This window comes from Sandaracinobacter neustonicus (assembly GCF_006385875.1).
Taxonomy (GTDB): Bacteria; Pseudomonadota; Alphaproteobacteria; order Sphingomonadales; family Sphingomonadaceae; genus Sandaracinobacteroides; species Sandaracinobacteroides neustonicus.
In genome coordinates this window covers 21,272-33,683 of record NZ_VFSU01000021.1, presented here as the reverse complement: position 1 = coordinate 33,683, position 12,412 = coordinate 21,272, and the positions used below count along the sequence as shown (strand labels likewise).

The 12,412-nt window shown below is 67.1% G+C and carries 8 protein-coding genes and 1 pseudogene; 2 read left to right on the top strand and 7 right to left on the bottom strand.

Annotated features, from left to right (window positions below):
* Positions 1 to 54 precede the first annotated feature (54 nt).
* Positions 55 to 2,324: pseudogene (locus FJQ54_RS07500) on the top strand (NADP-dependent malic enzyme).
* A gap of 8 nt (positions 2,325 to 2,332) precedes the next feature.
* Positions 2,333 to 3,118, top strand: a complete 786-nt coding sequence (locus FJQ54_RS07495; RefSeq protein ID WP_140927800.1) for an alpha/beta hydrolase — start codon at positions 2,333 to 2,335, stop codon at positions 3,116 to 3,118.
* A gap of 45 nt (positions 3,119 to 3,163) precedes the next feature.
* On the opposite strand, the gene FJQ54_RS07490 is transcribed toward FJQ54_RS07495, so the two are convergent.
* The 7 genes from FJQ54_RS07490 to FJQ54_RS07460 are packed head-to-tail and all read right to left on the bottom strand — an operon-like array spanning position 3,164 to position 12,410.
* Complete coding sequence (locus FJQ54_RS07490; RefSeq protein WP_140927799.1) at positions 3,164 to 3,544, bottom strand: OsmC family protein; 381 nt, start codon at positions 3,542 to 3,544, stop codon at positions 3,164 to 3,166.
* A 28-nt stretch (positions 3,545 to 3,572) separates the two neighbouring features.
* Positions 3,573 to 4,982 carry an efflux transporter outer membrane subunit gene (locus FJQ54_RS07485; protein WP_140927798.1) on the bottom strand — a complete coding sequence of 470 codons (1,410 nt, stop codon included), beginning with the start codon at positions 4,980 to 4,982 and terminating at the stop codon, positions 3,573 to 3,575.
* 5 nt (positions 4,983 to 4,987) lie between these two features.
* Positions 4,988 to 6,115: an ABC transporter permease gene (locus FJQ54_RS07480; RefSeq protein WP_140927797.1), complete on the bottom strand. Its 1,128-nt coding sequence runs from the start codon at positions 6,113 to 6,115 to the stop codon at positions 4,988 to 4,990.
* Entirely contained in the window at positions 6,112 to 8,898 is a 2,787-nt protein-coding gene (gene rbbA, locus FJQ54_RS07475; RefSeq protein WP_235890354.1) for a ribosome-associated ATPase/putative transporter RbbA, read from the bottom strand. Before rbbA ends, FJQ54_RS07480 begins: the two co-directional genes overlap by 4 nt.
* Positions 8,846 to 9,817, bottom strand: a complete 972-nt coding sequence (locus tag FJQ54_RS07470; RefSeq protein ID WP_140927796.1) for an HlyD family secretion protein — start codon at positions 9,815 to 9,817, stop codon at positions 8,846 to 8,848. The genes rbbA and FJQ54_RS07470 overlap by 53 nt, the downstream gene beginning before the upstream one ends.
* Positions 9,814 to 10,998 carry an acetate/propionate family kinase gene (locus FJQ54_RS07465; RefSeq protein WP_140927795.1) on the bottom strand — a complete coding sequence of 395 codons (1,185 nt, stop codon included), beginning with the start codon at positions 10,996 to 10,998 and terminating at the stop codon, positions 9,814 to 9,816. The genes FJQ54_RS07470 and FJQ54_RS07465 overlap by 4 nt, the downstream gene beginning before the upstream one ends.
* Positions 10,998 to 12,410, bottom strand: coding sequence for a bifunctional enoyl-CoA hydratase/phosphate acetyltransferase (locus FJQ54_RS07460; RefSeq protein ID WP_140927794.1), 1,413 nt, complete (start codon positions 12,408 to 12,410; stop codon positions 10,998 to 11,000). The genes FJQ54_RS07465 and FJQ54_RS07460 overlap by 1 nt, the downstream gene beginning before the upstream one ends.
* Positions 12,411 to 12,412 lie beyond the last annotated feature (2 nt).

Here is a 12,412-nt window from a genome sequence, read left to right as displayed (position 1 = left end):
CCGAGAGCCTATCAGCCGTGGAGACGCGCGAGACAAGAGAGACGGAACAGCATAGTGAGCGACGACACCAACGAGAGGCTGGTTTTCTCTGACCGGGAGGCCCTGCTGTTCCATTCCAAGGGACGCCCCGGCAAGATCGAGATCATCGCATCGAAGCCGATGGAGACCCAGCGCGACCTGAGCCTCGCCTATTCCCCGGGCGTGGCGATCCCCGTGCAGGCCATCGCGGACGATCCCGCCACCGCCTATGATTACACCGCCAAGGGCAATCTGGTCGCGGTGATTTCCAACGGCACCGCCATTCTGGGCATGGGCAATCTGGGGGCGCTCGCCTCCAAGCCGGTTATGGAAGGCAAGGCGGTGCTGTTCAAGCGCTTCGCCGATGTCGATTCCATCGATCTGGAATTGAAAACAGAGGATCTGGACCGCTTCATCGATGCGGTGGAGCTGATGGAGCCCAGCTTCGGCGGCATCAACCTTGAGGATATCAAGGCCCCCGAATGCTTCATCATCGAGCAGACCCTGCGCGAGCGGATGAACATCCCCGTTTTCCACGACGATCAGCACGGCACCGCCATCATCACCGCCGCCGGCCTCATCAACGCGGCCTATGTGACGGGGCGCGAACTGAAAGACGTGAAGGTGGTGGTGAACGGCGCGGGCGCGGCGGCCATCGCCTGCACCGAACTGATCAAGGCGCTGGGCGTCCGCCACGACAATGTGATCATGTGCGACCGCGAGGGCGTGATCTGGCAGGGCCGCGAAAAGGGCATGGACCAGTGGAAATCCGCCCACGCCTCCACCACCAAGGCGCGAACGCTGAAAGAGGCGCTGGTCGGCGCGGACGTGTTCCTCGGCCTTTCCGCCGCCAAGGTGCTGACGGGCGACGACGTGCTGGCGATGGCGCCCAAGCCGATCATCTTCGCCATGGCCAATCCGGAACCGGAAATCCGCCCGGAAGTGGCCAAGGCCGCCCGGCCGGATGCCATCATCGCCACGGGCCGATCCGATTATCCCAATCAGGTCAACAATGTGATCGGCTTCCCGTTCATCTTCCGCGGCGCGCTGGACGTGCGCGCCACCAAGATCAACGAGGAAATGAAAGTCGCCGCTGCACAGGCTATCGCCGGGCTTGCGCGCGAAGCCGTGCCGGATGAAGTGGCCGCCGCCTATGGTGCCAATCAGTGTTCGGCGCGGATTACATCATTCCCGCCCCGTTCGATCCGCGCCTGATCGAGCGCGTGCCCGCCGCCGTGGCGCAGGCCGCGATGGATTCGGGCGTGGCGAAGAAACCCATCTTCGATATGGACGCCTACAAGCTGGAACTGCGCGCCCGGCTGAATCCCACCTCCTCCGCGCTCGCCGCCAGCTTCGAAGCCGCCCGCGCTCGCGACAGCCGCGTGGTGTTCGCAGAAGGCGAGCAGGAAGTCGTGCTGCGCGCAGCCGTGACCTTCCGCACGCAGGGCTATGGAACGCCGCTGCTGATCGGCCGGGAAGAGCCGATTCAGGAAGGCTTCCGCCGCATCGGCGTGACGGACCCGGAAAACTACCCCGTGCACAACAGCGCCAATTCGCCGCTGGTGCCGGAAATGGTGGAGCGCCTCTATGCCCGGCTGCAACGGCAGGGCTATCTGAAGCGCGACGTGCAGCGCATGGTGAACAACGAACGCAATGTGTTCGGCGCGCTGATGCTGGAAATGGGCGAGGCCGACGCGATGGTGTCGGGCGTCACGCGTCACTTCCATCAGGTGCTGTCGCAGGTGCGCCTCGCCACCGATCCGGTGAAGGGGCACCAGCCCTTCGGTTTCCACATCTTCGCGGGCCGCTCCCACACCATCCTCATCGGCGACACCACGGTGAACGAACGCCCCGGCGGGGCGCAGCTGGCCGATACCGCGATCAAGATGGCGGGCGCGGCGCGGCGGCTGGGAATGGAACCGCGCGTCGCGTTCCTGTCCTACTCCAACTTCGGCAACCCGCCCGGCTCCTATCTGGGTGCCCTGCACGAGGCCGTCTCCATCCTGGACGATCTCCGCCCCGGCTTCGAATATGAAGGCGAAATGTCGGTGGACGTCGCGCTCAACCGCTCGCTGGCCGATGTCTATCCCTTCAACCGCCTCACCGGCCCGGCCAATGTGCTGGTCGCGCCGGGCCTGCAATCGGCCAATATTGCCGCCAAGCTGCTGAAGGAACTGGGCCGCGGCCGGGTGATCGGCCCGGTGCTCGTCAACATGGAAAAATCGGTGCAGATTGCGCCGATGACCTCCGGCGCCACCGACCTCGTCACGCTTGCAGCCCTCGCGGCCGCCGGCGTCGTCCAGTAAAGCGCGGCATGGCGCTGCCGCCGATCCTGATGATCCACGGCATGTGGAGCCGGCCCTCCACCTTCGCGCAACTCCGCGCGGAGCTGGAGCCGGCCGGGATCCGCAGCGCCGCCGTCACCCTGCCCCACCATGACGTTCCGCCCGGCAGCCCCGCGCCCACGCCGCTCGGCAGTCTGCGCATCGCCAACTACCTTTCCGCGCTGGAACGCGATGCGGCCGACATGGGCGAAACCCCCGTCATCATGGGCCACAGCATGGGCGGCATCCTCGCCCAGCTGCTGGCGGAACGGCTGCAGCCTAAAGGCCTCATCCTGCTCTCTACCGCGCCGTCCATGCAGGCGTCAGGGTCGGCCACCAGCCTCTCCACCCTGCGCGCGACATGGGGCATCAGCAGCCGCTGGGGCTGGTGGAGCGCCCCCACCTTGCTGGACGAGGAAGGCGCGCGCTTCGGCGTGTTCAACGGCGTGCCGGAAGCGGAAATCCGCCCGGCGCTGAACGAACTCACATGGGATTCCGGCCCCGTCCTCGCCCAGCTGGCCGCCCCCTTCCTCGATCCGGACAAAGGCAGCCGGGTGGATTACAGCAAGCTGAAAATGCCCACCCTCGTCATCACCGGCCTCGACGATCATATCCTCCCCGCCGCCGTTTCCCGCAAAACAGCCCGCCTGCTGTCCAGCGCGGGCACGCGGGTGGATTATGAGGAATGGGCCGGCGTCGGTCACTGGCTGTTCCACGACGCCGTCCGCCCGCGTCTTGCGGCTGCGATCTCGCGGTTCATGGCATCTTTGGGCTAAGGCGGGGTTTCGAGGTCCGCGCCGAAGGCGGACTGTTCCCCCGGATTACCCCAGCATCGTCTCGATCGGCAGCCCGGATTTCAGCGTCAGCGTCACCGGCGTGCGTTCGGCGATTTCGGAGAGGCGGGCTTTCTGCGCGTCGTCCAGCCCGCTGATCAGCAGAACCCGTTCGATCCGCCGGTCCTCCGTGCCGGAGAGTTTCAGCTTCACATCCAGCGATTGCAGCGGCCAGCCTTTGCGTTCGGCGTACATTCGCAGCGTGATCGCGGTGCAGGCGCCAAGGCTGGCGAGCAGCAGGTCATAGGGGGCGGGTCCGGCACCTTGCCCGCCCAGCGCGGGGGGTTCGTCTGCGATCAGGCTGTGCCGCCCGGTGCTGATCTCGGTGCGATAGGCGGTTTCGGCGATGTGGGCGGTTGCGTGGGCCATGGCGTGTCTCCGTTCAGTGGCGGCAATCTTACCAGCCGCCGCCCAGCGCGCGATAGAGTTGCACGGTGGCGCTGGCCTGCGCGATGCGGGCCTGTTCGGCGGAGTCCTCGTCTTTCAACACCTGCAGGCGCGCCTCGATCACGTCCGACAGGCGGACCCGGCCGGAACGGTAGAGCCGCGCCTGCTCGTCTGCGCGGCGGCTGGAGATGGCGTTGGCGGCGCGCAGGCCTTCCAGCCGGGACTCGAGGCCCGCGCGGAAGGCGTAAGCCGTTTCCACATCGCCCAGCGCCTGCAACACGGCGGCATCCTGCGCGGCGAGCGCGGCGCGAAGTTCGGCATCCCCGGCGCGCACTCCCGCTTGCAGCCGGTTGGCGGTGAACAGCGGAATCCATGCGGAAAGGCCCAGAAGCGCGCTTTGTCCGTTGAAGCCGGGCAGGCCGCCCAGCGCGATATGGCCTGTCTGCCCCACGAAATTGACGCTGAAACGCGGCAGCAGATCGGCCCGCGCGCGTTTCAGTTGTGCGGCGCGGATATCGGCCACGGCGGCGCTGGCCAGCACATCGGGGCGGCGCGCCAGCACGTCCGAGGGAAGCTGCCCCGTGGGCGCGGCGGGCACCAGCGGCAGCGACGGGTCTGACAGTTGAACCGGCGTTTCCGGCGTGGCCCCGGCCAGCACGGCGAGGCGGCGCTTGCGGCCATCCAGCAGCGCGTCGAGCATTCCCTGCTCCGCCTTCAGCGCGGCGGCGGCATTTTCCGCGCGGCTGATATCGGCGGCGGTCGCTTGGCCCGCGCGCATCCGTGCGGCGGCATAGGCGGTCAGGTGATCGGCCTCGGCGATGCTGCGGGTGAGCAGCGCCTGCCTGCGGCGGATGCCCTGCGCCTGCTGATAATTCTCCACGATGTCGGCCACCAGCGTCAGCCGCGCGCCGCGTTCGGCATTTTCCTGCACCTGCACCATGGCGCTGGCAGCGGAGATGTTGGCGCGCGCGCCGCCGAAGATGTCCGGCTCCCATGTCGCGCCCAGCCCGACGATATGGCCTGTGCCGCTGCGGCCGCGCTCATAGGGGGCCAGCAGGTCGCCCGCCGTGCTGCTCAACCTGCCGTCCATCGCGGCATGCCAGGCTGCCCCGCCCGCCGCGATGGTGGGATAGAGCGCGGATTCGGCGGTGGTGACGGTGGCGCGCGCGGCCTCCACCCGGGCGCGGGCTTCGCGCAAGCCGGGGCTGGCGGCCAGCGCCTGTTCCACAAGGGCGTTCAGCCCCGGATCCTGCCACGCAGCCCACCAGCGGCTGATATCGGTGGCGGCGGCCGTGTTGGCAGCGGCGGCCTCGAACGTCTGCGGGGGCGCCACAGGCACCGTGCGTTCGCCGGGCGGCGGGGCGGTCACGCAGCCGCCCAGCAGCAGCAGCGCGGCCATGTTCAGGCGGTTGGCTTGCATCTGTTTCACCCCTGTTTCGCCAGCATCTGCCGGAAGCGCCCGATCGCCAGCGCCATGAAGATGGCTCCCCAGACGGCGATTATCGCCAGTTGCGGCAGCACCATCCGCAGGTTGGCGTCGCGATAGAGCACGGCCTTGGCCAGAATCACGAATTGCGTGCTGGGCAGCGTGGTGGCGATCGGCTGCATCAGCCCCGGCATGCTTTCCAAGGGCGTCGCCGCGCCGGAGAGCATGTAGAGCGTGACATAAACCGGCACCGCGAACATGCCGAACTGCGGCATGCTGCTCGTCATCGTCGCCATCCACATGCCGAGCGAAGTGGCGGAAAACAGGTAGAGGAACAGCGCGAAGCCGAACAGCAGCAGCGATCCGGCCAGCGGCACCCCCATCAGCAGATGCACCACCACGATGAGGGACAGCATCGCGGCCACGAGGATGACGAAGCCGTTCGCCAATATCTTGGCAAAGGCGATCTGGCTGGCACGCACCGGCATCACCAGCAGATGCTCGATGGTGCCATGCTCGCGCTCGCGGATGACGGCCGCGCCGACGAGGACGATGGACAGCACCGTCACGTTCATCACATTCTGCATGACAGACATATACCATGGCGACAAGGCATTGGGATTATACAGAATTCTTGGCGAAATGCGGTAGGGCAGCTCCGCCATCAGCCCGCGCATATGCAGGAAGCCCAGAATCTCGTCGGTGAAAATCTGCTGCAGATAGGAGGCCCCCAGCCCGGCCTGCGTCATCGCGGTGGCATCCACCAGCAGCTGCACCGTGGGCTGGCGGCCGGCCAGCAGGTCGGATTGGAAGCGCGGCGGAATCTCGATCACGAAGATGAAATGCCCGCTGTCCATGCGCGGCGCGACCTCGCCGGGCGCGATATCCACCGGCGGCTGGAAATAGGGACGGCGTATCGCCTGCCGCAGCGCGCGCGACAGTTCTGACCGGTCATGATCGATAAAGGCGACAGAGGCGTTGGAGACTTCCGCCTTCACCCCGTGCGCCACCACCACGATGGCGGCCGAAAAGGCGAAGATGATCAGGAACATCATCACCTTGTCGCGCCGGAGGCTGTGCAGCTCCTTCACCACCAGCAGCCAGACGTTCAGCCACCAGCGCCTCATGTCTCCTGCTTCCTCAGCAGCAGCCGCGCCACCATGAAATAGCCGAAGCCGAACCCCGCCAATACCAGATAGGGCTTGAGGAAGCTCTCCACCCCCAGCCCCTTGGTGATGGTGCCAAGGCTGATGATCTGGAACCACGAGGACGGAAAGCCCAGCCCGATCAGATGGCTCGGCCCTTCCAGCGTGGAGACGGGGTAGAGGAAGCCGGAGAAGTTGATGGAGGGGATCAGGCTGATCAGCGCCGTGGCGAAGATCGCCGCCACCTGCGAATTGACGGCGGTGGAAATCAGCAGCCCCAGCCCGGTGGAGGCCAGCACGAACAGCAGCCCGCCCAGCAGCAGCGCCAAGGGCGAACCGGTGATCGGCACCCCCAGCACCAGCGTCGTCAGCAGCAACAGGATGAGGAAGCTCAGCATCGCCACCGCCACATAAGGCGCCTGCTTGCCCAGCAGGAACGCCCCCACCGCCGCGGGCGAGGCATAGAGATTGGTGATGGAGCCGATCTCCTTTTCGCGCACGATGCCCAGCGCCGTCAGCATGGAGGGGATCAGGATCAGGATCAGCATCAGCAGCCCCGGCACGATGGCGTAGATGCTGCGGAATTCCTGATTGTAGATGAAGCGCGGGTCCGCATTGACGGGCATGGCGGTGGCGGCCCCGGCCCCGGTATTGGCATTGGCGGCGATCGCCAGCGCATGCGCCTGCAAGATGCCCTGCGCATAGGCCCGCGCGCTGGAGGCGGGGAAGGGGCTGCTGCCGTCGATGAACAGCCCCACTTCGGGGTGGCGGCCTGCGGAGAGGTCGCGGCCGAAGCCGGGCGGGATGTCGATCAGCAATTGCAGGCTGCCGTCGCGCAGCCCTTCGAACCCGGCGTCCGCCGTATCCAGCGGCGGGCGGATATCGAAGGTGGCGGTGCCTTCGAAGGCGCGGACAAGGTCGCGGCTGGCCGCCGTGCCGTCATGGTCGAGGATGCCGGTGCGCAGATGCTGCACGTCGAATGAAATGGCGAGCGCGCAGACGCTGAGCAGCAGCACCGGCCCCAGCAGGGCAAAGGCGATGCGGGTGCGGTCGCGCATCAGCTCGGTCGCCTCGCGCCGGGCGAAGGCCCATGTGTGGCCAAGCCAGTTGCCGATACCGCCTGAGAGAGGGCGGGCGGCGGAGTCCGCCATGGCGGGCGCAGCGGCGGGCGGGGCGGTGTCGCTGTCGGTTTCGGCTTCCAGAACCTTGATGAACGCATCCTCCAGCGAGGCCGCGCCCTGCGCTTTCACGATGGCCGCGGGCGCGTCCATCGCCAACACCCGCCCCCGGTGCATCAGCGAAATACGGTCGCAGCGCTCCGCCTCGTTCATGAAGTGGGTGGAAACGAAAATCGTCACCTTCTCCTCGCGCGAGAGGCGGACGAGGTGCCGCCAGAACATGTCGCGCGCGGCCGGGTCCACGCCGGAGGTCGGCTCGTCCAGAATCAGGATTTCCGGCTTGTGCAGGCAGGCGGCGGCCAGTTGCAGCCGCTGGCGAATACCCAGCGGCAGATCATCCGGCATGGAATCGGCCTGCGGCGTCAGGCTGAATTCGGTCAGCGCCTGCTCCACCAGCGCGGGCGCATCGCGCGCGGGCACGCGATACAGCCGGGCGTGCAGCATCAGATTGTCGCGCACGCTGAGTTCGGAATAGAGCGAGAAGGCCTGCGACATATAACCCACGCGCATCCGCGTTTTCATGTCGCCGGGCGTCACCTGCTTGCCGAACAGCAGGGCGGTGCCGCTGCTGATATCCAGCAGCCCCGTCAGCATCTTCATCGTCGTGGTCTTGCCGCAGCCGTTGGAGCCGAGGAAGCCGAAAATCTCCCCCCGGCCGATGCGGAAGCTCACATGATCCACCGCCACGAACTCGCCGAAGCGGCGCACCAGATCATGCGCCTCCATCGCCGGTTCGCCGCCATCATCCACCCATGGCGCGATTTTCAGCCGCTCCGGCGGCGGACGGCGTTCCGGCGGCAGCAGGCGGATATAGGCATCTTCCAGCGTATCGGCCCCGGCGCTGGCCAGAATGTCGGCGGTGGTGCCGTCGGCGATGATGCGGCCATCGTCCATCGCCACCAGATGCTCGAAGCGCTCCGCCTCCTCCATATAAGCGGTGGAGACCAGCACCGTCATCGAAGGCCGCTCGGCGCGCATGCTGTCCACCAGATCCCAGAATTGCCGCCGCGACAGCGGATCGACCCCGGTGGTCGGCTCGTCCAGAATCAGCAGGTCCGGCTCATGCACGAGCGAGCAGCAGAGGCTGAGCTTCTGCTTCATCCCGCCGGACAGCTTACCGGCCGGGCGATCCGGGAAGGGGGCAAGGCCGGTTGCCTCCAGCAGGCGATGGATGCGGGCGGCGCGCTCGGCGGCGGAGAGGCCGAACAGGCGGCCGAAAAAGTCGATATTCTCGGTCACGCTAAGGGTTGGATAAAGGTTCCGCCCCAAGCCCTGCGGCATATAGGCGACGCGGGCGAGAAATTCGTTGCGCCCCTGCTTTCCGGCCAGATCATGGCCCAGAACCTGCAACTGGCCCGTCTGCAATTTCTTCACGCCGGAAATCAGCCCCAGCAGGCTGGATTTGCCCACGCCATCCGGCCCCACCAGCGCCACCGCGCCGCCGGCTGGCAGCGTCAGGCTGACATCGCGCAGGGCCGCCACCGCGCCATAATGGTGGGAAATGCCTGCCAGCCGGACAGCGAAATCCGGCATCTCAGCGCCCGGCGGGAAGCTTCGGCCAGCCCAGCGACGGATCGGTGCGGACATAGCCGTCCGCCGTCATCCCCGCCTTCAGCTGCCCCGCGAAACGCCGCGCGACCTCGGGCTGAACCGTCAGCCGCACCCGGAATGACAGCGTCTCCCGCTCTGACTGGGTTTCGACGAAGCGCGGCGTGAACTGCGCTTCGGGGGAGACGAAGCTGATTCGCGCCGGAACCGGCTCGGCAAAGCCTTGCGGCAGGATGCGCGCCTCGTCGCCGATCTTCAGCTTGCTGGCGACGGGGCCGGGCAGGAAGATATTCAGGAACACATCCTCCGGGTTGATCAGCGAAACGATGCGCCCACCGGCGGGCAGCACGGTGCCCGGCTCGACGATGCGATATTCGATCCGGCCCGGCGTCGGCGCGCGGATGATCAGGTCGTTCAGCGCGGCGTTCAGTTGCGCGATCTGCGCATTGGCCTGCGCGATGGTGGTTCGCGCCTCCGCCAGCCCGCCGGTCGCGGCGGCCACTCCACCGCGCGCGCCTTCCAGCGCCACCCGCCGCTGCTCGACCTCCACCGGCGACACCATTTTCTGGTCATACAGTTTCACCGTCTCGCGCAGGTCGATGGCGGCGGCCTTTTCCTGCGCGCTGCGCGCCAGTGCCTCGCCCTGCACCCGGCCCACGGCGGCAGAGGCGCGCTCCCGCGCGGCGTTCGCGCCTTGCAACTGCGCCCGCACATCGGTTTCATCCTGCACGGCGATGATGTCACCCGCGCGCACGGAATCGCCTTCGCGCACGCGGATCTCCAGCAGGCGGCCGGGATATTTCACCGCGATATCGGTGCGCGTCATCTCCATCCGGCCATTGCCCTGCGCGAAGCCCTGCGGCAGGCCGGGATCGCGGCCATAGCGCCACCAGACGGCCGCGCCCACGGCCAGCACGGCCAACAGCAGCAGGATCAGCAGGCCGGTCTTGCGGGTCATGCCGCCTCCCTTGTGAGCAATGCGTCGGTGTGCAGGGCGATCATCCGCTCCTCGTCGGTGGGGATTACCCGCACGGCGATGCGGCTGGCGGGGGTGCTGATGACCGCAGCGTTGGCGCGGTTCGCAGCCTCGTCCAGTTCGATGCCAAGGAAGGACAGCCGGGCGCAGATCAGGCTGCGGATCTCCGGGCTGTTCTCGCCGATGCCCGCGGTAAAGACGATGCCGTCCAGCCCGCCGAGCGAGGCGATCAGCGCGCCGCTTTCCCGCGCCACGCGATAGACGAACAATTCAATCGCCTCTTTCGCGGCGGGCGCATCGCTGTCGAACAGGGTGCGCATGTCGCTGGAGAGGCCGGAAACGCCAAGCAGCCCGGATTCGCGATAGAGCAGATTTTCGACGCGCGCCGCGTCCATGCCGTCCTGCTGGAACAGGTAGAGCAGCACGCCCGGATCGATATTGCCACAGCGGCTGCCCATCACCAGCCCGTCCAGCGCGGTGAAGCCCATGGTGGTGTCGATGCTGCGCCCGGCCTGCATTGCGCACAGGCTGGCCCCATTGCCCAGATGCGCGGCGATCACCCGCCCGCCCAGCAGGGCAGGGTCAAGGCCGCCCAATTGCTGCGCAACATATTCATAGGAAATGCCGTGGAAGCCATAGCGGCGCACGCCTTCGTCTATGATGTGGCGGGGCAGGGCGATGCGGGTCGCAACCGGCGGCTGCGTCTGGTGGAAGGCGGTGTCGAACACCGCCACCTGCGCGATGCCGGGTCGCAGCGCGGCCACCGCGTGAATGGCGGAAAGATTGTGCGGCTGGTGCAGTGGTGCCAGCGGATTGTAGCGCGCCAGTTCCGTCAGCAGCGCCTGCGTCACCCGCACCGGCTCGGCATGGTTCGCGCCGCCATGCACCACGCGATGCCCCACGCCCACCAGATCATGGCCGATGCGCGCCTCGATCCCCGCCAGCAATTCCGCCAGCAGGCTTTCATGGCTCATATCCTCCGCCTTGGCCCAGCGCCGCTCGGCGATCACCTCGCCATCCGCGCTTTTCGCCAGCAGATAAGGCTCAATGCCGATCTTCTCGATCTTGCCGCGCGCCCGCAGTGCCAGCCCGTCGTCGCGTTCATACAAGCCGAATTTCAGGCTGGAGGAACCGGAGTTCAGGCAGAGCAAGGTGTCCGCCATCAGTGCGGCAGCCCCGGCGCGGCCTTGGTCGCCGCGCGCGCCAGCAGCACCGCCAGCGCGGCGGAGGCGACGCGCGTCCGCTTGCTGTCGGCCCGGCTCGTCAGGATAATCGGCACCCGCGCGCCCAGCACCACGGCTGCTGCATCCGCCCCCGCCAGGAAAGTCAGCTGCTTCGCCACCATATTGCCCGCCTCAAGGTCCGGCACCAGCAGGATATCAGCCTTGCCCGCCACGGGGGAGTTGATGCCCTTTTCCGTCGCCGCTGCCTCGCTGATGGCATTGTCGAACGCCAGCGGGCCATCCAGCAGCGCGCCTGTGATCTGCCCGCGATCCGCCATCTTGCACAGCGCGGCCGCATCCAGCGTCGTCTGCATCTTCGAGTTCACCGTCTCCACCGCAGCAAGGATCGCCACGCGCGGCTCCGCCACGCCGATCACATGCGCCAGATCGATGGCGTTGCGCAGGATATCCGCCTTGTCGTCCAGCGTGGGGGCGATGTTGATCGCGCCATCGGTGATCACCAGCGGGCGCGGATAGCTGGGCACGTCCATCACATAACAATGGCTGATCCGGCGTTCGGTGCGCAGCCCGGTGTCGGCTTTCACCACGGCACCCATCAGCTCGTCGGTGTGCAGAGAGCCTTTCATCAGCAGCACCGCCTTGCCGCTGCGGATCATCTCCACCGCTGCCGAAGCAGCGGCATGGCTGTGCGCCGCATCGACAATCTCGAACCCGTCCAGATCAAGCCCGGCCTCCGCCGCCACCGACGCGATCTTCGCGGCGGGGCCGACAAGAATCGGCCGGATCAGCCCCTCGGCCGCCGCTTCCAGCGCGGCGGAGAGCGCATCGGCGCTGCACGGATGCACCACGGCGGTGGCAACCGGCGTGCCCTTCGCGGCCGCCTCGATCAGCTGGCCATAGCGATCACGGCGGTGGATCAGCACTTCGGGCGCTTCCACGCGCGGGCGGCAGATTTTCTGCACAGGCGCCTTCACTTCGGCTTGCCCGGAAATCACCGCTTCGCCATGCTGGTTGGCGCACAGGCAATCCAGCAGCAGCCGCTTGTGCACCGCATCCTTGCTGACGACGGTGACGGTGGCGGTGATCTGGTCGCCGATGCCCACCGGCCGGGTGAACTTCAGCGATTGCCCCAGATAGATCGCGCCGGGCCCCGGCAATTCCGTGCCCAGCACGGCGGAAATCAGCCCCGCGCCCCACATGCCATGCGCGATCACCCGGTGGAACATGCCGCTTTCGGCAAAGGCCGGGTCCATATGCGCCGGGTTCACATCGCCCGAAAGCGCGGCGAACAGCTGGATATCATCCGCCGTCAACGGGCGGGTGAGGCTGGCGCTGTCGCCGACGCTGATCTCGTCGAACGTGCGGTTTTCGATCATGTCCGGGTTTGTCATGG